The sequence below is a fragment of the Pantoea sp. SGAir0184 genome, from assembly GCF_043544755.1.
The window spans coordinates 1947623-1969598 of record NZ_CP028050.1 but is presented as its reverse complement, the minus strand read 5'-3'; the positions used below and the strand labels follow the sequence as shown (position 1 = coordinate 1969598).

Genomic DNA, 21976 nt, shown 5'->3' with positions numbered 1-21976 from the left:
CGTGAGCAGTCGGAAACAGTTTGTTGGCATCCTCGTGATGATTTTTATTGGCAGCCTGCTGCTGCTGGAGTCGCTCGCGCGCCTGGTGCATCTGCTTTTTGTTGGCTGAGCGGTGTTTCATGCCGCGCTAAACGCTTACACTCCTTTGCGTCTTACTGAAAGGAGTCTCCATGAGTCAGAATATCTACGATAACCCCGAATTTTTTGCTGGCTATGCCACCCTGCCGCGGTCGGTCAACGGACTGGACGGCGCGCCCGAGTGGCCCGCGCTGCGGGCAATGCTGCCTGAACTGCGTGACCAGCGCGTGCTGGATTTGGGCTGCGGCTACGGCTGGTTTTGTCGTTATGCGCAGCAGCAAGGCGCGCGTGAAGTGCTGGGGCTGGATGTGTCAGAAAAAATGCTGGCGCAGGCCGCTGCCATGACCGATCGGCCAGGCATCACTTACCAGCGCGCTGACCTCGAAACCCTGCAGCTCAGCAGCACTTTTGATGTGGTGTACAGTTCGCTGGCGCTACACTATCTCAGCCATATCGACGCCCTGTTTGCCACGATTTTTCATGCGTTACGTCCCGGCGGCGCGCTGGTGTTTTCATGCGAGCATCCGATTTATACCGCTCCGCGTCAGCAGGAGTGGTTCATCGATGATGCCGGGCAGCGCAGCTGGCCAGTCAATCAGTATCAGCAGGAAGGGGAACGGATCAGCAACTGGTTTGCCGCCGGCGTGAAGAAGCAGCACCGCAAGCTGGCAACCTGGATTAACGCGCTGATTGCCGCCGGTCTGGTGATTGAACGGCTGGATGAGTGGGGTCCGGATGTACAGCAGGTAGCGGAGAATCCGGCGCTGGATGAGGAGCGCGAGCGTCCGATGCTGTTTTTGCTGGCGGCGCGCAGGCCGCTGTAAGGTTTTCAGCAGTGGCTGCATCCTGCAGCCCTGTGAAAATTCCCCCCGGCGCTTATCTCCGGCACTCAATCAAGGTGTTAGCTCTGTAAGGGACGGCACCTACTGTAACGCTTAAGATTATTCCGAACAAGTTAAATGATATTAACTATCATTCTCAACTATTGATCTGGCGCGCTGTTAATGCCCGTTGCGTTTGTGTCGCTTCTGTCTGCTGAATCCCACAGGAGCCCGCATGATCACTGACTACACCTTTAACTATCTGAATGGCCTGGATGTGCACTATCGCTATAAACCGGCCAGTCTGGATAATCAGCATCTGTTGATTGTCATGTCCGGGTTTAACCTGCCCGATCCTACCGTGTATGATTTTACTTTGCTGGAGCACACCCGCGCAGCCGTGTTATGGATCAAAGACGATTTCAACGGTTTGCCAGCGTATTACCTGTGTAACAATCTCCAGTTCAACATCGAGCACGGCGTCAGTCAGCTCATCCGGGCGGTGATTGAGCTAACCCAACCTTCTGATGTGACCATTCTGGGCGCGTCGAAAGGCGGCAGTGCCGCGCTCTACTTCGGTATCCGCCACAACATCAGAAACATTATTACTGCAGTGCCGCAGTTTTTTCTCGGTGACTATGCAAGCCAGATTTGGCCCAGTGTGGGTAAAGCGATGATGGGAGAGATAAGCCCGGCTGCGGTCGCGTTGCTAAATAAATACCTGCCCAATGCCCTGCGACGCGATCGCCAGACGCAGAAAAATATTTATTTGTTTACTGCTCTGGCCGATCATCAGCGCGAGCAGGAAGTGTTACCGCACCTCGGGCTGCTGGAAAAATACAGTAATTTCAATCTGATAGAATCGTCATCACCCTGTATCACGCAACATAATGAGGTGACCCGCTATAACCTCAACCTGATTCTGGCGCTGATATATCAGCTGGAGCAGAATATCACCCCGCGCTGGGGCCATATTCGCAACGGCAGCGGTTGGTAACGGCGCAGCTGAGAATCATAGGTTGGCTATGACGAATCCCCGGTTAACGCGTGATTAAAAAGATCGCCAGCATAAAACCGACAAACAAACCGGCAAAGGTCAGCAAACCGGTGCGCGGCGTTTTGGCCTGACCGACAATCGCGCCGATAAAAATGCTCAGAATGGTGAGCGTGCCAATCATCACCCAGAGAAGATATTGTGTATTTGCTGCCATGCGAAATCCTGTTAAGCGGCCATCAATCAATGCGCCCTGTTATACCATTTTTCGCTGTGGCTGGCTGCTGCAAATATCCGCTGTGTTGCGCTCAGCATAACAATGCATCACATGTGACAACGTCACTTGTGTATTATCTCACGCAATGTTATCGCGCTTAATAATTGCGCTAATTGAGCAAATAAAGTCCGGCAACAAGGGTACCGACGGAAATAATATGGAATAGCTCAGTCATGGTAGCAACCTCAATTTAATGCCTGTACGACTCAGTCAAGAACAGCATCTGGCGTTCGTCAAATCATCACCGCCTGCAATAAGCGCAGCCGATGGCATAAATACCAATCGATGCTTAACTGAATACGTACCCATAAGACAGGAGGAAAGCCATGAGCCAGTCTGCATTAGCCACCTACCTTGCGTTAAGCGACGACGACCTCAATGAGATGGGCATCCGTCCGGACACGCTGTTCGAAGCGCAGCCCGACGATAACGGCGCCGCCGGTTACTATTTCAACGTACCGGACACCACGCCGCAGCGCGTGCTGGGGCAGAAACGCTGGTCGCTGGGCGATCGCATCGACATTCCGGCCAGCGTGTTAAATAACGATTCAGCGTAACGGCTCCCGCGATGCGCGATCCTGTGCCAGGCTTAAGTCATTGTGGAATGTTGCAATCATGAGGGAATGATTATGATGAAAAAAACGGTACTGGCGTCACTGCTGATGGTGTTTAGTCTGGGCGCTATCGCTGAACAGGGCGGCTTTGAGGGCGGTAAAACCCCGCCGCCGCAGAAACAACAGGACGCCGGTTATAAAGGTTCTGAAGATACCGGCCAGACACATATCGAACAGATTCGGGATTTTCGTCAGGGCGGCTATGTCACGCTGGAAGGCTATATCGTTAAAAAGTTAAGCGGTGATAATTATCAATTCCGCGACAGCACCGGCACCGTGACCATTAAGGCTGCAGCCGATACCTTCAAAGGCAAAACCTATAACGCCGAGGATCAGGTCCGGGTGAGCGGCAAAGTATATGGCCGGGGCGAAAATACCCGCGTCGATGTTGCACGTATCGAAGAACCTTAATGCATTATTGTCCGGTCCGCCGTCGCGTGTGCGGCGGACGTTATCTTTCCATTCGCAGGAAATCATCGCATGAAGAGCCTGTTTGCCAGTCTGTTAATCCTCTCCACCCTGACCGCGCTGGCTGGCTGTCAGCAACCTGAACGGCCAATTGGCCCGGACGGACGCCCTAATGTCCCTGCAGAACAACCGGTGCCCGGCGGTCCAATGAGTAAAGGGCCGGTAGGTCAGCCGCAGGCCTGACCGTTAGCGGCATCAGTACTTACCGCGCCCTGCCCTGAAAATTTATTGTCCTTATTGCCGCCGGGTATTATTACCGGCGGCATTTTTACGTCTGGCTTAATTAACGCCCACCACCATTACCCTGATTAAATTTTCATGGCTATGCTTGGTTATTACGCTGAAATAAAGGATATGCTGATGCACAGTCTTGATCCACAAATGTTGCTGTTACTCTATTTTGTCCTACCGGTTTGGCTTATTGCTGGCTTTGCCGACTGGCTTTGTCATCGTGCAACAGAAATAGAGCATACCTCCGGCGTTAAAGAAACGTGGATACATATTTTAATGTTTCTGGAGATGGGCACTCCGCTGCTGCTGGCATTATTTCTTGAGGTGAATGCGCTGATTATTGCGTTAATGATCGTGCTGTTTTTTTGTCATGAAGCCACTGCGTTGTGGGACGTCAGCTATGCGGTGAAAAGCAGAAAAGTGACGCCGGTCGAACAACACATCCACAGTTTTCTCGAAATGGTGCCGCTGATGGCGCTGCTACTGGTGATCTCCCGTCACTGGCCGCAATTTCTCGCGCTATTTGGGGCCGGCAATGAAGCGCCCCGGTTTACTCTAACGCTACGTGCCGATCCGCTGCCGCAGGGTTATATTATTGGCGTACTGTGCGCAATCGTGGTGTTTGAACTGCTGCCTTATCTGGAAGAATATCTGCGTACCCGGCGCGCGAAGAAAAACGCCTCAACGTGAACAGCATAAACCACCGTGCTGAATGGTAATGTGGATGATTGGGGAAGCTATTGATTCCACCACAGCCAATACCCACACGATAAAAAAACCTCCCGCGGGAGGTTTATCGATTAGATCGGTTTTTGCCCATCGTCTTCAGGCAATCCGGTGCCGGTATCATCATCGTCATCAAGCGGCTCTTCGCCGGGCACCTGCGCATCATCAGGCAGCGGAGTGACATCATCGGGTCGTTCTGACATAAGCACCTCCATACCCCACATTGGGTAATAACTATTTTAGTTGCGTTATCCTTCAGCCCAGCGGGTTTATCACGCATCTGTGAATTAAGCGTAAGAAGTAAATTAGTTATGGGTTAACGCTTTGCTTATCGCCTGCCCTCGGCTAACGCGATAAACAAAAAAGGCCACCCGAAGGTGACCAATAATAGGGTACTCGCTGCGTTAGTCATCAGGTGTGGTTATTAATTTATTTCGCCACATGAATAACACAACTGAATTAATTCGCTTCTTTCATCATATACAACGACGAGGCAATGGCAATCATAATCGACTTACAAAAAATACATTTTGCGCCGAGTGGATTTTGCCTGTTCCTGTCAAAAACGGACTGGCGATATTGAGAGCCCTGACATTGTGGGCATCTCATAGCATTAATTACTGTAATAATCAGAGACCTGTAACGTTAACAGCTGACGGACCTTTAGGGCCGTTTTCTACAGAGAATTCAACGTTCTGACCGTCATCGAGTGAACGGAAGTCAGTTCCCTGAATGGCAGAGAAATGGACGAAAACGTCTTTGCTGCCGTCTTCCGGAGAAATGAAGCCGAAACCTTTCTCAGCGTTGAACCATTTTACTGTACCGAGCATTTTATTTGACATGTTTATACCTTGATAATGAGCCATATGGCATTAGAGGCTGAACCGCAGCGACACATCAGAACCTGAGATAAAACTCAAAGAGAAAGGCACAGGAAAGGCACTAACACAGATGAGAGATACAAAACGAACTAACTATGGGACTGTCTGCTTATCAGACCGGAGATGCATTAACGCACGTCTGGCGGATAAACACAAGGGGTAATAAAATTTATTGATAAATTCCGGGTATGACGAAGCGGTGACTGCGCCGCGTTTAAAATTTTAAGTGGTTAAATTTATTCACTGTTTCCCTTTTTGAAACATCAGGCTTTAAAAATAATCATTTTCTTGCGGTCATGGCTGCCATTCAACCTTGTAAAGAACAAGCCAAAAAAGAGGAAAAAGACCTTTCGGCTCCTATCATTATTTTTTAATGAATTATTATAATTGGCGGTAATGAAATGGCCCCGTAAAATTCAAGGCTGCTGCGGATGAGATTTCACCACCACCTTATGGTCTCTAATCCACTGTGTGACATTTGATGAGCTTCGAGGAGTCGATCAGCCTTGCAGCGGCAGAAAGATTTACATACGCTAGAAATGCCCCTGCGGACAATGCGTATAACGCCATACCGATTTTTGCCAATGCTGAAAAATTACTCATTTTCTCTAAAATAAATTCAGGCAGTAATGCACCGTAAATTAGCGGCGAAAAAAACATTAACACCCCGATTGTGTACAGAGCTATCTTAGCAGAGATTGAGATTACAAAATAAAATTTATTTGCGTATTTTCTCTTCTTCCAAACAAATGATAGTGGCTCGGTTTTAATATCAAGCAGCCCTCTACACTTTACAAACAAGTCAATATCTCTAGTAGGATTTTCACTTCTAACTAAAGCTCTTCTTTGCTGCAGACTAAGAAAGCTCTCTTTAGTGATTGCAGCATAGCCATATTCAATAGAAAGCCGCTTTAGTTCTTCATCCTCAGTAATTTTATAGAGATCATAACTGAGTTTACTTAGCTTTTCTCTTTCCTCAAAAATGCGTCGTTTAGTTAAAAACATTTCTTTAAAAAAAGAAAGCACTGCCACCAAAGCCAAAATAATTGGCAATATCACTTTGACAAATGTTTCAAGTATTTCAGACATGCGACTTATCCTCTTATAACAGGTTTTCTTGCTTCCATCACGGTAGTCCATTCGTAAGGTTCTATAATCTCCCCTGCCTTATGAATGATAATATACCCTACAAACCGATCAAGCCTGGATCTCTTGAATTTAATAGACAAATGGGTTTAACCCTCTACCTACTCACCATGGATTCTCTTAACATCATTGTCTCGAAAACCGCTTTTAACCTGCTCCCCATCGATCGATACACCGCTATGTTAGTAATGCCTTCATAAGTCACATCAGGACATCCACATGAAGAAGCGATTTTCGTCGAACATATCATCAGTATTCTCCACGAGACGGAAGCTGGAGTTTCGGCCCGGGACTCTGACGAATCGTAAATTTGTGGGTTATCTATACATATTCATGAGAAAAGGCGCCTGAGAAAGAATGACTAGTCATAGAAGGGGTAAGACCCCCCTCACCAATGATTATTTAATCCGCTTACCTGTATACTGTCGATTCACCTTGCCGGAAACCGATGGGAAACCAAAAAATAAGTAGATTCTCTCCTCAAACTCACTTATCTCAATTTTACCAAAATTCTTGATAGCGTAGTCAAACCCTTGCTGAACATCTTCGTAGATGCTCTGTATAGATGCGCGTGTATCATCAACCATCCAGTATGAATACATCTTCGTGTTGCCACCTGAGTTGATTAGCTCGGCATCCAGAAAAACTCTTTCCATATTTTTTTCATCAGCTTCAATCCTAACAACATAAGAAACCACAGAATACTTCGCCATTTTAATTCCTTTTCAAATTTAAGAGGGTTAATAATCTATACATGCGCTAAGATTTACAAGAAAAAATGAAATAATGTGCACTTTTTGTAATAATATCATTTATGCTTCACGACCTGGCAGCACGCAGCTAAGAATATTGAGAAAACTTCAACATGGATTTAGTAGCGTCGGGCGTAGCGTTCGAAGAGCGGATGAACGTGCTGTTCCATACCACATGAAGCTGAGAAGCAACAACTGGCAGAGCTTCATGAATTTTTCAAAGAATTTCTGCAGTAATACAGTAACATCGCTCTGTAGTTCCCGCATGGCGGCAGTCTGGTTTATCATAAGGATGCGTATAAATGAGCATAATTTTTGTTCCCCCGCTTATCACGCTTCTGCTTAGCAGGGAGAGTGAGAAAGGCAGCCCACTAACTGAGGATGAAGTAAATAACATCAGAGACGCAGCGACAGCTATCAGTCTGGATAGTGAAACTGCTTTGGCGATGGCGGAGAGCCGCGGCTATCGGGATATAGACCCTGAAAATTGCTGGGCAGAGTGGTTGGCATTCAGGAGCGATAAGTAGCGTCTAAGAGTCTGGTGTCAGTGAAATACATGCCGCTTATACGCAGCGGAGAATTAGGGAAAATTTGCGCAAAGATTGCCAGGCTACAAGAACATGTCCAGGACCAAAAAGTATCGGGATTGACGCGGTCAGGAATACGTGATGATTTAACCTGAGTATGAATATTTCGGAAAATTTTCGGACATCTTCGCACAAGCCTGAAAAATATCCTTTAATAACATACAGATAAAAAAAGACCCAATACGATTCCTGTATCGGGTCCAGGGAAATGGCTCGTTGAGAGCCGTGCGCTAAAAGTTGGCATTTTTGCAGGCGAGGACGCCTTGCCTTTTAAAGGTAGACCAGCATCGGTGATTTTCCAGCCAGCGGGCTTCGCCGCCGGCAAAAGCTGCCAACTCTGTGATCGGGCTGGCACTAACGGCTGGCAGGCGCAGCGGCAAAAATGTGCGCTACGCCTGAAAATGCAGGGATTATTTACCGCACAGCTGCTGGGCGCGATCGACGATCGGCTGCAGGCTCATCTTTTGTCCGGGATGCGCTTTATCGGCGGCAAGAATGGTATCGATGGACTGCAATGTGCCCTGCCCGGCATTGCCGCGCGCCAGCGCTTTATCATTAAGCGGATACTGCAGCAGTGTGCTGGGGTTGATGGCAAACAGCGCGCCATCTTTCTCGCAGGTCAGCATCACCTCTTCACGGGTGAACGGCCACTTATCTTTGCCAATTTCAAAACGGCTGACGGTGATAATCTGCCCGGCGAACGCCTGGCTGCACAACGCCATCAGTAACCCAGCTGGAATCAGTTTCTTCAGCAAAATCTCGACCTCATCTCATCTTTTAACAGATTCAGGCCGGCGACAGCGTAGCAAACACGCTCACCAGCCCGATAACAATCAACGCCAGCAGCAGCTCGAGCTGCGTCAGACGGATAAAAAGTTTCGGTGCCCGGCTGGCGGCCAGGCGGAAACGCGGCACCAGCAGATAGCGATTAAGCAGCGCAATCAGCACCATCAGTGCCACCAGCAACGCTTTGCTCACCAGCAGCTCGCTCCACAGCGTGGCGGCCCAGTTGAGCGGCGTACCGGCAATCAGCAGGCTGTTGACCGTGCCGGTAACAATCGCCAGCGCCACGGCCAGATGACCATAGCGTGAAAAGCGCATCATGCTGCGAATGGCATCGGTGCGCCAGGCAATGTTACGCGCCTCGCGCATTAATAGCAGCAGCGGCAGCAGACCACCGGCCCAGAAGGCGGCCGCGATCAAGTGCAGCGCATGATTTCCCTGCTGCAGCAGTCCCGCCATGCCGTCGCGCATCGCCGCATGGCCGACGCCCGCCAGCGCCACCAGCTGCAACAGCGCGCTCACCAGTAACGCCTGCTGGCGCAAATTACCACGCAGGCGCAGCGCCAGCGTGCTGAGCAGGGCAAACAGGATAACCCAGCGCCACACCGCGCCGAAACGCGTGCCCAGCACCGCCAGCCAGACGTCGATGCTGGTGATACTGCGCCAGTCGCCGCTCATCAGCCCGGTCTGCGTTGCCAGCATCAACAGCGCACTGAGTAAACTCAGCACGGCGCTGTATCCCATCAGCCATCGCCAGCGCTGTGCCAGCACCGGTCGGTAGCGCGCCGGCGCCAGCAGCGCGGTATAAAATGCACTGCCGGTCAGCAGAAACAGCGCCAGAAAATGCAGCGCCCGCAGGCCGATCCAGAACGCGCTAAGACTCATTACTTCACGCTGAAGCTGTAGCTACCTTTGGTTTTGTGGCCGTCCACTGACAGCACGTGCCAGTTGACCTGATAATGACCCGACGCCAGCGGCTGGGCGATCGGCACAATCAGCTGATCGTGCTGCTGCGGATTCAGCTGGGCTTTCTCCAGCGCCACCGGTTGCTGCTGCGCGTTGATCATTTCCACGCCGCTGAATGCCGGTTCAATATCTTCGGTGAATGTCAGGGTGAGTTGCTGCGGCGCGCGCTCCACCATGGCGTTATCCGCCGGCACCGGGGCTTTGAGGTGGGCATGTGCCAGAGCCAGCTGGCTGAAGCCCAGCGTCGCGCCCGCCAGCAGTAGCGCGATAACGCGCCTGGATGCAGTTTTCATCATCACGTCTTCCCTTTTAACTGCGGCACTGCGCCGCAAATGTGGCAGCAGGATACGCCGCTGCTTTTAGGCTGTCGAGACTTGCGGTGCGATCCAATTCCCTTGATCCAGCAGGGCGAAACCATTATTTTTGCCCCTGTTTATCAGGAGAAAAGCATGAGCCAAAACCTTGCCCTGCTGTCGCAGGAAGAGAAAGACAAAGTAAACGTCGATCTCGCCGCCGCTGGCGTGGCGTTTAAAGAGCGCTACAACATGCCGGTGATCGCCGAGATGGTGGAGCGCGAGCAGCCGGAAGCGCTGCGCGACTGGTTCCGTCAGCGCCTGATGGCCTATCGCCAGGCATCGCTCAGCCTCTCCCGCCTGCCCTACGAACCTAAGCAGAAATAATTTATGTTACGCGTAATCGATACGGAAACCTGTGGGCTGCAAGGCGGCGTGGTGGAAGTGGCGTCGGTGGATGTCATTGACGGCCAGATCGTCAATCCGATGAGCGATCTGATCTGCCCGGATCGGCCCATCAGTCGTCAGGCGATGGCAGTGCACCGCATCACTGAAGCCATGGTGGTGGGCAAGCCGACCATCGAAGAGGCAATTGGCCGCTATCACGGTAGCCCGCACTATGTGGCGCATAACGCCAGCTTTGACCGGCGCATGCTGCCGACGATGCCGGGCGAATGGATCTGCACCATGACGCTGGCGCGCCAGCTGTGGCCGGGCATTAAATACGGTAATCAGGCGCTGCGCCACAGCCTGAAACTTGAGGTGTCGCCGCCGGATGATCTGCACGCGCACCGCGCGCTGTACGATTGCTACGTCACCGCCGCGCTGCTGATCCGCATTATGGAAACCTCCGGCTGGAGCGCAAGCGAGATGGTGAGTCGCTGCCAGCCGGCGCCGGTCAGCGACGAAGTGTTCCCGTTTGGTAAATATCGTGGTCAGAGCATCGGCAGCATCGCGCGTAAAGATCCGGGCTATCTGCGCTGGGTACTGGAAAACGTACGTGATTTGCGCGCGCCGCTGCGGCAGACGCTGCGCAAATACGTTAAGGACACTCAGTAATCGCTGCGCGGCGGCAGCGAGCCCTGCGCCAGGGCGATCAGGAAAGTGAACTCCTGCGCCACGCCTTCATAGGATTTATAACGTCCTGATTTGCCGCCGTGGCCGGAATCCATATCGGTGCAGAGTAACAGCAGCGCATCGTTGGTGCGCAGCTCGCGCAGCTTTGCCACCCACTTCGCCGGCTCCCAGTACTGTACCTGCGAATCGTGCAGCCCGGTGGTCACCAGCAGGTGCGGATACGCCTGCGCCGTCACGTTGTCATACGGGCTGTACTGGCGGATGTAGCGATAGAATTCCGCCTGCTCCGGATTGCCCCACTCATCATATTCACCGGTGGTCAGCGGAATCGACGGATCGAGCATGGTCGTGACCACATCGACAAACGGCACCTGAGCGATCACGCCGTGAAACAGCTGCGGCGCCATATTCAGCACGCCGCCCATCAGCAAGCCTCCGGCACTGCCGCCCATGGCGTACAGCTGCTGCGGGTTGCCGTAGCCTTTCGCCACCAGCGCTTCGGTAACATCAATGAAATCGGTGAAGCTGTTCATTTTATGTTGCAGCCGTCCATCGTCATACCACTGCTGGCCCAGCTCGCCGCCACCGCGCACGTGGATAATCGCGTAGATGAAACCGCGCTCCAGCAAACTGATGCGGCTGGTGCCGAAACTGGCCTCCATGCTGCTGCCATAGGCGCCGTAGCCGTACGCCAGCAGCGGATTGGCGCCGCGCTGAAAGTGTTTGCGGTGATAAACCAGCGAGACCGGCACTTCCGTGCCGTCGCGCACCGTGATCCACAGGTGTTCACTTTTGTAGTCGGCAGAGTCAAAGCCCGGCACCGGGGTTTGCTTGAGAATGCGCCGCTCGCCGGTCTCCATGTTCAGTTCGAACAGCGTGGTCGGCGTCGTCATCGACGAGTAGCCGTAACGCAGCGTGTCACTTTCCGGCGTGGGGTTGTAGGCCAGCCAGGTGACATAGGCCGGATCGTCAAAGGCAATACCGTAACTCTCGCCGCTGGCCCAGTTAATCTGGCGCAGAGTATTTACTCCGCGCTGGCGCTCTTCGACCACCAGCCAGTTACGAAACAGCTGGAAATCTTCCATCACTACGTGGTCGCGCGGCGGAATCAGGGTTTGCCAGCGATCTTCAGCCAGCCACGCGCTGCGGTACAGGCCGAAATTTTTGCCGTCGCGGTTGGAGCGAATGAAGAACTGGTGATCATAGTGATCGATGCTGTATTCATGATCGCGCCGCCGCGGACAAAACACCTGCGGCTGTGCGTCCGGATATTCCGCGTCAATCAGCAGAATTTCACTGGTAGTTGTGCTGAACAGCGCGATCAGGATGAAGTGTTCCGAGGTGGTTTTATGCACGCTGAGGTGGAAAGACTCATCCTGCTCTTCATACACCAGCTGATCTTCCGACTGCGGATGCCCCAGTTCGTGACGCCACACCTGATAAGCCAGCAGCGTTTTCGGATGCTTGCGTACGTAGTAGAGGGTGCGTGAGTCGTTGGCCCACGCCACGCTGGAGGACGCGTCGCGCAGCACCTCCGGATACCAGCTGCCGCTGTTGAGATTACGAAAGCGGATGCCGTACTGGCGGCGCGATAAAAAATCTTCCGCCAGCGCCATCACCTGGTTATCCGGGCTGATATCCAGCGTGCCCATGGTGTAAAAGTCACTGTGCGCGGCGCGCTGGTTGCCATCCAGCAGCAGTTGCCACGGCTGGTCGGCGGGCGCATCCACCGGCTGGCGGAAATAGGCCGCGTACTCATTGCCGGCTTCGTAACGGCTCTGGTAGCGATAGCCGCGTTTAACGTACGGTACCGAGTGGTCCTGCGCCGGTAGCCGATCGATGATCTCTTTCAGTACCCGATCCTGCAGCGCATCCTGAGAAGCCATCATTGCTTTACCGTAGCGGTTTTCCGCCTCCAGATAAGCCAGTACCTCGGGGTTTTGCCGGTCATCATCACGCAGCCAGAAATAGTTATCGGTGCGCGTTTCGCCGTGTAACGTCATGTGGTGGGGGATTTTTTTCGCTTGCGGCTGATTCATTACAGAGTTTCTCCCTGAAAGACGACATCCTGCAAGCGTGGCACTTCTGGCAGAGGAAGCCAAGCCGGAAACGCACGCGAAGTGTAACCGGAGGCCGCCGAAACCGCCTCCGGCGTGACTCAGGCCGCTTTTTCCGCCGCGATGTCGCGCTGAATACCGTCGCGCACGTCCTGCGGGATTTTCAGCGCATCACCGAGCGCGGAGAGGTAACTGCGTTCCATGAAATGATCGACATCGATCGCCGCACAGCTAAGGAAATAGAGCTCCAGCGCTTCCTCTTCGTTTTTCACGTCGGCGGCCAGCCACTGCGGATCGAGCGGACGGTTCATTGCCTGCTGAATCAGCGCTTCCGCCTGCGCCCCGTAACCGGCCTGATGGATATTCTGCTCGATGGCCGTGCGCTCGCGATCGTCAATGTGCCCGTCGCTTTTCGCAGCAAACACCAGCGCGGTTACCAGTCGCTCCGCGCGCTGGTCGAGCGGCGTCTGCAGTTGGCCAAACGCAGGCTCATCCTGATGGGTTTCCCGCACGCGCTGCTTGTATTTATTCCACAGTACCGCGCCTGCCGCCGCCCCGCCGCCGACCAGCAGCGCGGTGCCGCCGTATTTGGTTAACAGCTTGCGCGACGATTTGCTGGCAACCAGTAAACCCGCCAGGCCACCCAGCGCGCCGGGTGCCAGCATATCGCTCAGGCCGCCTGATTTGCCGTCACCGCCCTTCTTTGCCAGAACCGATTGAATTTGCTGCAGCCAGTTACTCATCGTTTAACTCCTGTTTAAGTTTCCGCTCACTATGCTGCCGCACGCTGTGTCAGTTAACGTCAGAGCCGGCAAAGTATGGCAAAGCCGGACGTGCGCAATGCGTGAGTACGCAAACGTTTTCGTTTATACTGCGCGCGCATTTTGACTGCTAAGGTGAAATTATGACGACTCTCGGAACCGCGCTGCGACCTGCCGCAACGCGTGTCATGCTGTTAGGTTCAGGTGAATTGGGCAAAGAGGTGGCGCTGGAGTGTCAGCGTCTCGGGGTGGAAGTGATCGCCGTCGATCGTTATGCCGATGCCCCGGCGATGCACGTTGCGCATCGCAGCCACGTCATTAACATGCTGGACGGTGACGCACTGGCGGCGCTGATTGCGCAGGAGCAGCCCCACTTTGTGGTGCCGGAAATCGAAGCCATCGCCACCGAAAAACTGCTGGAGCTGGAAGCACAGGGGCAAAAAGTGGTGCCGACGGCCCGTGCTGCACGTCTGACCATGAACCGCGAAGGCATTCGCCGTCTGGCGGCAGAAGAGCTGGCGTTACCAACCTCAACCTATCAGTTTGCGGATAGCAAAGCGCATTTCGTCGCGGCCGCGCACGAGATCGGTTTTCCCTGCATCGTGAAACCGGTAATGAGCTCCTCCGGTAAAGGCCAGAGTTTCATTCGCGAAGCCAGCCAGCTGGATCACGCCTGGGATTACGCGCAGCAAGGCGGACGCGCGGGCGCGGGCCGGGTGATTGTCGAGGGCGTCGTGAAGTTCGATTTTGAAATCACCCTGCTGACCATCAGCGCGGTGGACGGCATCCACTTTTGCGCGCCAATTGGTCATCGTCAGGAAGACGGTGATTATCGTGAATCCTGGCAGCCGCAGCAGATGAGCGAACTGGCCCTGCAGCGCGCGCAGGACATCGCCGCTAACGTGGTGAAAGCGCTGGGCGGTTACGGCCTGTTTGGCGTGGAGCTGTTTGTGTGCGGCGACGAGGTGGTGTTCAGCGAAGTCTCTCCGCGTCCGCACGATACCGGTATGGTGACGCTGATTTCGCAGGATCTCTCTGAGTTCGCGCTGCACGTGCGCGCCTTCCTCGGCCTGCCGATTGGCGGCATTCGCCAGTATGGACCGGCTGCTTCGGCGGTGATCCTGCCACAGCTCGATAGCCACAACGTGCAGTTTGTGAATGTGGAAGCCGCACTTGGCGCCGGTTTGCAGCTGCGCCTGTTTGGTAAGCCGGAAATTGCGGGGCAGCGCCGTCTGGGTGTCGCGCTGGCGACCGGTGACAGCACCGATGATGCCGTGGCCCGCGCCATTGCCAGCGCCGCAGCCGTGCAGGTTCAGGGCTGATTGACCGGGTGGTGACGCAGCGCCATCACCACCCGCAAAAATTGACCGCTGCCGCGTTGCAGTTACGCGGCAGCGCTATTCGCGATCAGCGGGGTGAAGCCGCACCTGCCACAGCCTCACGCGCCAGCTGCGTAATGCGATCCCAGTCGCCGCTCTCCAGCGCATCGTTTGGCACCAGCCACGAGCCGCCAATACACAGCACGCTTTTCAGCGCCAGATAGTCACGATAGTTGGCCGGAGAAATACCGCCGGTCGGGCAGAAACGCACCTGCGGGAATGGACCACCAATCGCCGCCAGCGCTTTGACGCCACCGTTAGCCTCTGCCGGGAAGAACTTGAACTCGCGCAAACCATAATCCATGCCGACCATCAGTTCTGACACGGTGCTGATGCCTGGAATCAGCGGCACCGGGCCTTCCACCGCCGCCTTGAGCAGCGGTTCGGTGAGCCCCGGGCTAATGACAAACTGCGCACCGGCGTCGGTCACTTCTTTCAGCTGCTGGGTATTGATCACCGTGCCGGCACCCACAATCGCTTCCGGAACTTCTTTGATCATTGCCCGCAGCGCATCCATCGCCACCGGCGTGCGCAGCGTCACTTCCAGCACGCGTACGCCACCTGCGACCAGCGCTTTGGCCATCGGCACCGCATGTTCCAGCTTGTTGATGACAATCACCGGCACAACCGGGCCGGTAGTCAGGATCTGTTCCGCACTCGTTTTCCAGTTCTTCATTACGTTTCCTCAGGAGAGACAACCCGACGCGCGGTCCGGCTGTCAGAAAGAGAGCCCTACCATACAAGATCGGCCGGACGGACGTCTATTGGATATCATCAATTTTTGAAACCGCGGTTCATTTTGGTGATGACCTGTATCCGCTCGCAAGTTGAGCCTGATGCCTGCGTCTGCAGTTTTAACCCAGCACCAGTGAGACAACCGATAAAACAATTAATAAAAACACCAGTGCACTGACCAGAGCCATACCAGCCACGATGGCATGGAACGTCAGAGTGGCCCCTGCGAAAAACAGCGCGCCGTAAACACTCCAGCGGCTCTCTTTGCGCATACCACCAAACGCGGCCAGCAGCAGGGCAATAGCCGCCAGCACGACATCCGTAATGGTAAGCAGCCCATCGATGTCCATCTTGCTGGCTTTCGATGTAGAGCTTTGCACGTTCTCCCCTTTTAGTCCGGCAAGAACACCTTTCTTCACTGCGGCAACCTGTTCTGCTACCACCTGCTCAATTGAGGGACGATGTTGGAACGGGCCGATAGTAAAGTGAACTGCAACCAGCATGAATGCTATGGCCCCCAGCAGCATACCGACAGAACTCCATTTATTGCGCAATAGCGTTTCCATACGTTTCCTTAGCATTATCATTTGCGCATCATTGCGCACCATTCTGTAGGGTTGCCATTAATGGCGACCAGGATAAACCCTGCTGATTGAAAACAAAACGCCCCTGGCGAACAGCGCAGGGGCGTAAATATAAACTTCTCAGTCAGCGATGCAGGACCGGTTATTCAAACTCGTTCCACGAACGGCCGTCGCGGGTGATCATCGCTACCGAGGCGACCGGTCCCCAGGTGCCAGCCTGATACGGTTTGGAGGCGTCGCCATCCGCATTCCACGCTTCAATAATTGAATCGACATAGGTCCACGCCGCTTCAACTTCATCGCGGCGCACAAACAGTGCCTGAATGCCGCGCATGGTTTCCAGCAACAGACGCTCATAGGCATCCGCCAGATGCGACTGATTGAAGGTTTCGGAGTAGCTCAGATCCAGCTTGGTGGTCTGCAGCTTATGCTTGTGATCGAGACCCGGCACCTTGTTGAGGATCTCAATATCCACGCCCTCGTCCGGCTGCAGACGAATCGTCAGCTTGTTCTGCGGCAGTTCAGCGTAAGAGTCCTTAAACAGGTTCATTTCCGGGTTTTTGAAGTACACCACCACTTCTGAGCACTTGGTCGGCAGACGCTTACCGGTGCGCAGGTAGAAAGGCACGCCCGCCCAGCGCCAGTTATCGATATCCACGCGGATGGCGACGAAGGTTTCGGTGCTGCTCTGCTTGTTAGCCCCCTCTTCTTCCAGGTAGCCCGGCACTTTTTTGCCCTGCACAAAACCGGCAGTGTACTGACCGCGTACGGTTTTCTCGCGCACGTTGGTCTGGTCGATGCGGCGCAGCGAACGCAGCACTTTCACTTTCTCATCACGAATCGCGTCAGCGCTGAGATCGGACGGCGGCGACATGGCGATCATGGTGAGGATCTGCAGCAGGTGGTTCTGGATCATGTCACGCATCTGGCCGGCTTTGTCGAAGTAACCCCAGCGGCCTTCGATACCCACCTCTTCCGCCACGGTGATCTGCACGTGGTCGATGGTGCGGTTGTCCCAGTTATTGACGAAAATCGAGTTGGCAAAACGCAGCGCCAGCAGGTTGAGCACCGTCTCTTTACCGAGATAATGGTCGATACGGAACACCTGGCTTTCATCGAAGAATTTACCGACGCTGTCGTTAATCTCCTGCGAGGTCTCCAGCGAGGTGCCAAGCGGCTTCTCCATCACCACGCGCGCCGGTTTGGCGTTGAGTTTAGCGGCGCCCAGGCCTTCACAGATGGCGCCAAAGGTGCTCGGCGGCATGGCAAAGTAGTTGATGGTGACGCGGTTTTTCTGATCCAGCATCTTGCCCAGTTTCGAGAAGTGCGAGGTGTCGTTAACGTCGAGGTTGCAGAAGTCGAGACGGCCGCTGAGTTTGTCCCACAGCGCTTCGTCAATCTTCTCCTTCATGAAGGTTTCCAGCGCTTCACGCACCACTTTGGTGTAGGCCTCTTTGTCCCACTCCGCGCGACCCACGCCAATAATGCGCGTGGTATCGTGAATCTGACCGGCTTTCTCCAGCTGATACAGTGAAGGCAACAGTTTCCGGCGTGCAAGATCGCCTTTGGCACCGAAAATCACCAGATCGCATGCCTGGGCTGTTTGTGTTACCGCCATTTTCCTCTCCTCGTTGCAGGATATACCCGGCCTGAGCGTCCTCATCCTGCCGGGTCCTTATTGTAATTTTCTTACAGCACAATGTACTTTTTTCACCGCGCCAGGACAACCCGGCTGCGGTCGGTTACAGGTGATTATCCTGCACCGCCGGGGCGCATTTAACGTGTTGCGAAGTGCGCTAACGCGCCTTTTTCTGTTTCGATGTTTGTCGGGCGAAAACCCGGCAGCGATCAAAGTATGACAAAAAAAGCGCGGTTACATTTGTCCGCCGCTGCGTACGTCAGGCTATTACACGGTATATTCCGCATAATTGGCAGCGATTTCACGCACGGGTGAACGCAAAAAAGTGATTGATGGTCATCGGGTTAACAACATGCTGGATCAAATACAGGCGCAGCTGGCCGCGCTGAGCAAATCAGAACGCAAAGTGGCAGAACAGATTCTGGCCGCGCCGCAGCAGGCGATGCACTCGAGCATTGCCACGCTGGCCCAGGCGGCGCAGGTCAGCGAACCGACGGTGAACCGCTTCTGTCACCGCATGGGCACGCGCGGCTTTCCCGATTTCAAGCTGCAGCTGGCACAGAGTCTGGCCAAAGGGCCGAGCTGGGTTAGTCGCGATGTCGAAGAAAATGACAGCGTAGAACGCTACAGTCACAAGATTTTTGATTCCGCGCTGGCGGGACTCAGCCGCGTGCGTCAGCAACTGGATATGCAGGTGGTGGCTCAGGCGGTACAGGCATTATCGCAGGCGCATAAAGTAGCCTTCTTTGGTCTGGGCGCCTCGGCGGTGGTGGCGCATGATGCCACCAATAAATTTCTGCGTTTTAATCTGCCGGTCATCTGGTCCGAGGATATTGTGATCCAGCGCATGAGTTGCATAAATAGTGGACCAAATGACGTGTTTGTTCTGATATCGCATACTGGCCGCACCAAAAATATGATAGAACTGGCTCGCCTGGCGCGTGTAAACGCTTCCACCGTGCTGGCTATCACCTCGCCCGGATCGCCGCTGGCAGATGAAGCCACGCTGGCGCTGACGCTGGATGTACCGGAAGATACCGACATCTATCTGCCGATGGTTTCCCGCCTGGCGCAGCTCACCGTGGTTGACGTGCTGGCAACCGGTTTTACCCTGGAGCGCGGTACCGCTTTCCGCGAGAATCTCAAACGGGTAAAAGAGGCACTAAAAGCATCGCGCCTCGAAAAGCCGGCACCGGAATCACGTGCACAGCAAAATAATTAACATCACATTCACAATGTGAGTCGAATCACAGCCCTTCGATCATATAGAATGAGTGACCATTGCGTGTCACTTGTGATCGACACGATACTTTGTCAACGGAGTCCTTCATGTCCAGACGTCTCAGAAGAACCAAGATCGTTACAACCCTCGGCCCAGCCACCGATCGCGACAACAACCTCGAAAAAATCATCGCGGCGGGCGCTAACGTTGTGCGACTCAATTTCTCCCACGGCACCCCGGAAGATCATCAACTGCGCGCCGATAAAGTGCGGCAGATTGCGGCCAAACTCGGTCGCCACGTCGCCATTCTTGGCGATCTGCAAGGCCCTAAAATTCGCGTATCAACCTTCAAGGAAGGCAAAGTTTTCCTCAATGTCGGTGACCGCTTCCTGCTGGATGCCAACCTGAGCAAAGGCGAAGGCGACAAAGAGAAAGTCGGTATCGACTATAAAGGCCTGCCGGAAGATGTGGTGCCGGGCGATATCCTGCTGCTGGATGACGGTCGTGTGCAGCTGAAGGTGCTGGAAGTTCAGGGGGTGAAAGTGTTCACCGAAGTGACTGTCGGCGGCCCGCTCTCCAACAATAAAGGCATCAACAAGCTCGGCGGCGGCCTGTCGGCTGAAGCGCTGACCGAAAAAGATAAGCTGGATATCATTACCGCGGCGAAAATTGGCGTCGACTATCTGGCGGTCTCCTTCCCGCGTAACGGCGAAGACATGAACTACGCGCGCCGTCTGGCACGCGATGCCGGCTGCGACGCCAAACTGGTGGCGAAAGTGGAGCGCGCTGAAGCGGTGGCAACGCAGGAAGCGATGGACGACATCATCCTGGCCTCCGACGTGGTGATGGTGGCGCGTGGCGATCTCGGCGTGGAAATTGGCGATCCGGAGCTGGTGGGCATTCAGAAAGCATTGATTCGTCGCGCGCGTCAGCTGAACCGCACCATCATTACTGCTACCCAGATGATGGAGTCGATGATCACCAATCCGATGCCGACCCGCGCGGAAGTGATGGATGTGGCAAACGCCGTGCTGGACGGCACCGATGCGGTGATGCTGTCGGCGGAAACGGCGGCCGGTCAGTATCCGGCGGAAACCGTGTCGGCGATGGCGAAGGTGTGTCTTGGCGCGGAAAAAATTCCAAGCGTGAACGTATCCAAACACCGCCTGGACGTGCAGTTCGACAACATCGAAGAAGCGATTGCCATGTCGGCGATGTACGCCGCTAACCATTTGCAGGGCGTGTCGGCCATCATTACCATGACCGAATCTGGCCGTACCGCACTGATGACGTCGCGCATCACTTCGGGTCTGCCGATCTTCGCAATGTCACGTCATGAACGTACCCTGAACCTGACCGCGCTGTACCGTGGCGTGACGCCGGTGTTCTTTGACAGCAACAACGATGGTGTCGCCGCCGCGCACGATGCGGTTAATCTGCTGCGCGACAAAGGGTTCCTCGTCTCCGGCGATCTGGTGATTGTCACCCAGGGCGACGTGATGGCGACCACCGGCACCACCAACACCAGCCGTGTCCTGCGCGTAGACTGAGTTTTACGCACCTCCTGACAGCGGCTGTAACAACATGGACAAACGCGACTGCCTGGCAGTCGCGTTTTATTTTTCACTGACAAGGAGGCCAGATGGCCCGCTATCAACCCATCAGTCAACTCACCGGGCGCGTGCTGCTGTTTCCGCTCGCGCTGGTGCTGTTTGAGTTCGCGACCTACATCGCCCATGACATGATTCAGCCCGGCATGCTGCTGGTCACCGCCGAGTTTAACGTCGGCCCGGAATGGGTATCCACCTCACTCACTGCCTATCTGATGGGCGGCGTGGTGCTGCAGTGGCTGCTCGGTCCGCTGTCGGATAAATATGGCCGGCGTCCGGTGTTGCTGTTCGGCATTCTGTTCTTTGCCGCCGCCTGTGTTCTCACCACCTGGGTGAGCAACATCGAGCAGTTCGTTACGCTGCGCTTTATCCAGGGCATCAGCCTGTGCTTCATTGGCGCAGTAAGCTATGCCGCAGTGCAGGAGGCGTTTGACGAGGCGTTAGCTGTGCGCATGATGGCGCTGATGGCTAACGTGGCGCTGCTGGCACCGCTGGCGGGTCCGCTGGCCGGTGCCGCCTGGCTAACGGTGGGCGAATGGCGCAGCATGTTCTGGCTGTTTGCGGTTTGCAGCCTGCTGGCGTTTGTGGTGCTGTGGCGCATCATGCCGGAAACCGCCGGCGATCGCAGCCACTCCATTGCGTTACCGAACCTGGCGCGCGGCTACGGACGGCTGACGCGCGATAAGCAGGTGATGTACGGCTCCTTCGCTATCGGCCTGGTGTTCATCCCGATTCTTACCTGGGTGGCGCTGTCGCCGGTGATTCTGATGCATGAAGAGGGCTTATCCCGCCTGCAGTACGCATTGCTGCAATTACCGGTATTTCTGGCGATGATCGCCGGTAACCTGACGCTGGGCAAACTGGCGGGACGCGTGGCCATCGAGCAACCGGTTAAATTTGCCGCCTGGCCGATTCTGCTCGGCCTGAGCATCGCACTGGTGGCGAACCTGCTCAACAGCCACAGTTACCTGCTGCTCACCGCCGGCCTTAGCCTGTATGCGTTTGGTGCCGGGATGGTCAACGCCGGGCTGTACCGGCTGACGCTCTATTCCAGCAGCGAAGGTAAAGGCAGCATCGCCGCGATGCTGGGGATGATCAGCATTCTGACGCTGGCGGCAGGGATTGAAGTGGCAAAAAGCGGTTATTTCAGCGGCGGTACGCCGTGGTTCAGCGCGATCAACTTCGTCGCCGGCGTGTTGTGGTTTGGCCTGGTGACGCTGTTCCTGCGCGAGCGCAAGCGGCGCAGTCGCCTGACGAGCGTAGAATAAGTGATGATGAACCGTGCCGGGCGGCAC

Annotated in this window: 26 protein-coding genes; 12 read left to right on the top strand and 14 right to left on the bottom strand. The window is 54.7% G+C overall.

Going from position 1 to position 21976, the window contains the following annotated elements; translation table 11 throughout:
• Window positions 1–170 precede the first annotated feature (170 nt).
• Window positions 171–902 carry a class I SAM-dependent methyltransferase gene (locus C1N60_RS09235; protein ID WP_394521713.1) on the top strand — a complete coding sequence of 244 codons (732 nt, stop codon included), beginning with the start codon at window positions 171–173 and terminating at the stop codon, window positions 900–902.
• Window positions 903–1134: 232 nt separating this feature from the next.
• Complete coding sequence (locus C1N60_RS09230) at window positions 1135–1896, top strand: hypothetical protein (RefSeq protein WP_193751821.1); 762 nt, start codon at window positions 1135–1137, stop codon at window positions 1894–1896.
• Between the two features lie 43 nt (window positions 1897–1939).
• On the opposite strand, the gene C1N60_RS09225 is transcribed toward C1N60_RS09230, so the two are convergent.
• Window positions 1940–2110: a hypothetical protein gene (locus C1N60_RS09225; RefSeq protein ID WP_164861043.1), complete on the bottom strand. Its 171-nt coding sequence runs from the start codon at window positions 2108–2110 to the stop codon at window positions 1940–1942.
• 386 nt (window positions 2111–2496) lie between these two features.
• Here C1N60_RS09225 and C1N60_RS09220 point away from each other — a divergent pair, with 386 nt between their 5' ends.
• From C1N60_RS09220 to C1N60_RS09205, 4 genes are all read left to right on the top strand, one after another.
• A complete protein-coding gene (locus C1N60_RS09220; RefSeq protein ID WP_021510007.1) occupies window positions 2497–2727 on the top strand; it encodes a hypothetical protein in 231 nt (76 codons plus the stop codon).
• Between the two features lie 75 nt (window positions 2728–2802).
• The gene (locus C1N60_RS09215; RefSeq protein WP_058757753.1) at window positions 2803–3195 is read left to right on the top strand and encodes a YgiW/YdeI family stress tolerance OB fold protein; all 393 of its coding nucleotides are present in this window, start codon (window positions 2803–2805) and stop codon (window positions 3193–3195) included.
• Between the two features lie 69 nt (window positions 3196–3264).
• Window positions 3265–3435 (top strand): hypothetical protein, encoded by a 171-nt coding sequence (locus C1N60_RS09210; RefSeq protein ID WP_058774586.1) that lies wholly within the window; start codon window positions 3265–3267, stop codon window positions 3433–3435.
• Between the two features lie 177 nt (window positions 3436–3612).
• Window positions 3613–4173, top strand: coding sequence for a diguanylate cyclase (locus C1N60_RS09205; protein ID WP_199188974.1), 561 nt, complete (start codon window positions 3613–3615; stop codon window positions 4171–4173).
• Window positions 4174–4283: 110 nt separating this feature from the next.
• Here C1N60_RS09205 and C1N60_RS09200 read toward each other — a convergent pair whose 3' ends face one another.
• From C1N60_RS09200 to copC, 8 genes are all read right to left on the bottom strand, one after another.
• The gene (locus C1N60_RS09200) at window positions 4284–4412 is read right to left on the bottom strand and encodes a hypothetical protein (RefSeq protein ID WP_021510004.1); all 129 of its coding nucleotides are present in this window, start codon (window positions 4410–4412) and stop codon (window positions 4284–4286) included.
• 256 nt (window positions 4413–4668) lie between these two features.
• Window positions 4669–4818 carry a cold shock small protein YmcF gene (locus tag C1N60_RS09195; protein WP_227746460.1) on the bottom strand — a complete coding sequence of 50 codons (150 nt, stop codon included), beginning with the start codon at window positions 4816–4818 and terminating at the stop codon, window positions 4669–4671.
• A gap of 20 nt (window positions 4819–4838) precedes the next feature.
• Window positions 4839–5051 (bottom strand): transcription antiterminator/RNA stability regulator CspE, encoded by a 213-nt coding sequence (locus tag C1N60_RS09190; protein ID WP_394521712.1) that lies wholly within the window; start codon window positions 5049–5051, stop codon window positions 4839–4841.
• 498 nt (window positions 5052–5549) lie between these two features.
• Window positions 5550–6179 carry a hypothetical protein gene (locus C1N60_RS09185; protein WP_394521711.1) on the bottom strand — a complete coding sequence of 210 codons (630 nt, stop codon included), beginning with the start codon at window positions 6177–6179 and terminating at the stop codon, window positions 5550–5552.
• A 455-nt stretch (window positions 6180–6634) separates the two neighbouring features.
• The gene (locus C1N60_RS09180; protein WP_058781987.1) at window positions 6635–6949 is read right to left on the bottom strand and encodes a hypothetical protein; all 315 of its coding nucleotides are present in this window, start codon (window positions 6947–6949) and stop codon (window positions 6635–6637) included.
• Between the two features lie 1036 nt (window positions 6950–7985).
• Window positions 7986–8333, bottom strand: coding sequence for a YebY family protein (locus C1N60_RS09175; protein WP_031280196.1), 348 nt, complete (start codon window positions 8331–8333; stop codon window positions 7986–7988).
• Between the two features lie 28 nt (window positions 8334–8361).
• Window positions 8362–9243, bottom strand: coding sequence for a copper homeostasis membrane protein CopD (gene copD / locus C1N60_RS09170; RefSeq protein WP_159378105.1), 882 nt, complete (start codon window positions 9241–9243; stop codon window positions 8362–8364).
• Entirely contained in the window at window positions 9243–9620 is a 378-nt protein-coding gene (copC, locus tag C1N60_RS09165; protein WP_127834156.1) for a copper homeostasis periplasmic binding protein CopC, read from the bottom strand. Before copC ends, copD begins: the two co-directional genes overlap by 1 nt.
• 153 nt (window positions 9621–9773) lie before the next feature.
• On the opposite strand from copC, the gene C1N60_RS09160 reads away from it, so the two are divergent.
• Both C1N60_RS09160 and exoX read left to right on the top strand, forming a co-directional pair.
• Window positions 9774–10004, top strand: a complete 231-nt coding sequence (locus tag C1N60_RS09160) for a DNA polymerase III subunit theta (protein WP_010616356.1) — start codon at window positions 9774–9776, stop codon at window positions 10002–10004.
• A 3-nt stretch (window positions 10005–10007) separates the two neighbouring features.
• Window positions 10008–10676, top strand: coding sequence for an exodeoxyribonuclease X (exoX, locus tag C1N60_RS09155; protein ID WP_021509985.1), 669 nt, complete (start codon window positions 10008–10010; stop codon window positions 10674–10676).
• Here exoX and C1N60_RS09150 read toward each other — a convergent pair.
• Both C1N60_RS09150 and C1N60_RS09145 read right to left on the bottom strand, forming a co-directional pair.
• Window positions 10670–12733 (bottom strand): S9 family peptidase, encoded by a 2064-nt coding sequence (locus C1N60_RS09150; protein ID WP_222986596.1) that lies wholly within the window; start codon window positions 12731–12733, stop codon window positions 10670–10672. The two genes, exoX and C1N60_RS09150, sit on opposite strands and share 7 nt — an antisense overlap.
• A 119-nt stretch (window positions 12734–12852) precedes the next feature.
• Window positions 12853–13494: a tellurite resistance TerB family protein gene (locus C1N60_RS09145; protein ID WP_058757517.1), complete on the bottom strand. Its 642-nt coding sequence runs from the start codon at window positions 13492–13494 to the stop codon at window positions 12853–12855.
• 161 nt (window positions 13495–13655) lie between these two features.
• On the opposite strand from C1N60_RS09145, the gene purT reads away from it, so the two are divergent.
• Window positions 13656–14834, top strand: coding sequence for a formate-dependent phosphoribosylglycinamide formyltransferase (purT, locus tag C1N60_RS09140; protein ID WP_394521710.1), 1179 nt, complete (start codon window positions 13656–13658; stop codon window positions 14832–14834).
• 85 nt (window positions 14835–14919) lie between these two features.
• Here the strand turns inward: purT and C1N60_RS09135 are convergent, their stop codons facing one another.
• From C1N60_RS09135 to zwf, 3 genes are all read right to left on the bottom strand, one after another.
• A complete protein-coding gene (locus C1N60_RS09135; protein WP_058774583.1) occupies window positions 14920–15567 on the bottom strand; it encodes a bifunctional 4-hydroxy-2-oxoglutarate aldolase/2-dehydro-3-deoxy-phosphogluconate aldolase in 648 nt (215 codons plus the stop codon).
• Window positions 15568–15745: 178 nt separating this feature from the next.
• Complete coding sequence (locus tag C1N60_RS09130) at window positions 15746–16192, bottom strand: hypothetical protein (RefSeq protein ID WP_394521709.1); 447 nt, start codon at window positions 16190–16192, stop codon at window positions 15746–15748.
• Between the two features lie 160 nt (window positions 16193–16352).
• The gene (gene zwf / locus C1N60_RS09125; RefSeq protein ID WP_021509979.1) at window positions 16353–17828 is read right to left on the bottom strand and encodes a glucose-6-phosphate dehydrogenase; all 1476 of its coding nucleotides are present in this window, start codon (window positions 17826–17828) and stop codon (window positions 16353–16355) included.
• A gap of 373 nt (window positions 17829–18201) precedes the next feature.
• Here zwf and C1N60_RS09120 point away from each other — a divergent pair, with 373 nt between their 5' ends.
• The 3 genes from C1N60_RS09120 to C1N60_RS09110 all read left to right on the top strand — a co-directional run bounded on the left by C1N60_RS09120 (window position 18202) and on the right by C1N60_RS09110 (window position 21949).
• Complete coding sequence (locus C1N60_RS09120; protein WP_031280194.1) at window positions 18202–19071, top strand: MurR/RpiR family transcriptional regulator; 870 nt, start codon at window positions 18202–18204, stop codon at window positions 19069–19071.
• Between the two features lie 107 nt (window positions 19072–19178).
• On the top strand, window positions 19179–20621 hold the full coding sequence (pyk, locus tag C1N60_RS09115) for a pyruvate kinase (protein ID WP_021509977.1): 1443 nt from the start codon (window positions 19179–19181) through the stop codon (window positions 20619–20621).
• A gap of 92 nt (window positions 20622–20713) precedes the next feature.
• The gene (locus C1N60_RS09110; protein WP_127834161.1) at window positions 20714–21949 is read left to right on the top strand and encodes an MFS transporter; all 1236 of its coding nucleotides are present in this window, start codon (window positions 20714–20716) and stop codon (window positions 21947–21949) included.
• The last annotated feature ends 27 nt before the right edge of the window (window positions 21950–21976 follow it).

Coding starts and splice junctions, on each gene's coding strand:
- C1N60_RS09235 (WP_394521713.1), top strand. CDS start 171: ATGAGTCAGAATATCTACGATAACCCCGAATTTTTTGCTGGCTATGCC.
- C1N60_RS09230 (WP_193751821.1), top strand. CDS start 1,135: ATGATCACTGACTACACCTTTAACTATCTGAATGGCCTGGATGTGCAC.
- C1N60_RS09225 (WP_164861043.1), bottom strand. CDS start 2,110: ATGGCAGCAAATACACAATATCTTCTCTGGGTGATGATTGGCACGCTC.
- C1N60_RS09220 (WP_021510007.1), top strand. CDS start 2,497: ATGAGCCAGTCTGCATTAGCCACCTACCTTGCGTTAAGCGACGACGAC.
- C1N60_RS09215 (WP_058757753.1), top strand. CDS start 2,803: ATGAAAAAAACGGTACTGGCGTCACTGCTGATGGTGTTTAGTCTGGGC.
- C1N60_RS09210 (WP_058774586.1), top strand. CDS start 3,265: ATGAAGAGCCTGTTTGCCAGTCTGTTAATCCTCTCCACCCTGACCGCG.
- C1N60_RS09205 (WP_199188974.1), top strand. CDS start 3,613: ATGCACAGTCTTGATCCACAAATGTTGCTGTTACTCTATTTTGTCCTA.
- C1N60_RS09200 (WP_021510004.1), bottom strand. CDS start 4,412: ATGTCAGAACGACCCGATGATGTCACTCCGCTGCCTGATGATGCGCAG.
- C1N60_RS09195 (WP_227746460.1), bottom strand. CDS start 4,818: ATGAGATGCCCACAATGTCAGGGCTCTCAATATCGCCAGTCCGTTTTT.
- C1N60_RS09190 (WP_394521712.1), bottom strand. CDS start 5,051: ATGTCAAATAAAATGCTCGGTACAGTAAAATGGTTCAACGCTGAGAAA.
- C1N60_RS09185 (WP_394521711.1), bottom strand. CDS start 6,179: ATGTCTGAAATACTTGAAACATTTGTCAAAGTGATATTGCCAATTATT.
- C1N60_RS09180 (WP_058781987.1), bottom strand. CDS start 6,949: ATGGCGAAGTATTCTGTGGTTTCTTATGTTGTTAGGATTGAAGCTGAT.
- copD (WP_159378105.1), bottom strand. CDS start 9,243: ATGAGTCTTAGCGCGTTCTGGATCGGCCTGCGGGCGCTGCATTTTCTG.
- copC (WP_127834156.1), bottom strand. CDS start 9,620: ATGATGAAAACTGCATCCAGGCGCGTTATCGCGCTACTGCTGGCGGGC.
- C1N60_RS09160 (WP_010616356.1), top strand. CDS start 9,774: ATGAGCCAAAACCTTGCCCTGCTGTCGCAGGAAGAGAAAGACAAAGTA.
- exoX (WP_021509985.1), top strand. CDS start 10,008: ATGTTACGCGTAATCGATACGGAAACCTGTGGGCTGCAAGGCGGCGTG.
- C1N60_RS09150 (WP_222986596.1), bottom strand. CDS start 12,733: ATGAATCAGCCGCAAGCGAAAAAAATCCCCCACCACATGACGTTACAC.
- C1N60_RS09145 (WP_058757517.1), bottom strand. CDS start 13,494: ATGAGTAACTGGCTGCAGCAAATTCAATCGGTTCTGGCAAAGAAGGGC.
- purT (WP_394521710.1), top strand. CDS start 13,656: ATGACGACTCTCGGAACCGCGCTGCGACCTGCCGCAACGCGTGTCATG.
- C1N60_RS09135 (WP_058774583.1), bottom strand. CDS start 15,567: ATGAAGAACTGGAAAACGAGTGCGGAACAGATCCTGACTACCGGCCCG.
- C1N60_RS09130 (WP_394521709.1), bottom strand. CDS start 16,192: ATGGAAACGCTATTGCGCAATAAATGGAGTTCTGTCGGTATGCTGCTG.
- zwf (WP_021509979.1), bottom strand. CDS start 17,828: ATGGCGGTAACACAAACAGCCCAGGCATGCGATCTGGTGATTTTCGGT.
- C1N60_RS09120 (WP_031280194.1), top strand. CDS start 18,202: ATGCTGGATCAAATACAGGCGCAGCTGGCCGCGCTGAGCAAATCAGAA.
- pyk (WP_021509977.1), top strand. CDS start 19,179: ATGTCCAGACGTCTCAGAAGAACCAAGATCGTTACAACCCTCGGCCCA.
- C1N60_RS09110 (WP_127834161.1), top strand. CDS start 20,714: ATGGCCCGCTATCAACCCATCAGTCAACTCACCGGGCGCGTGCTGCTG.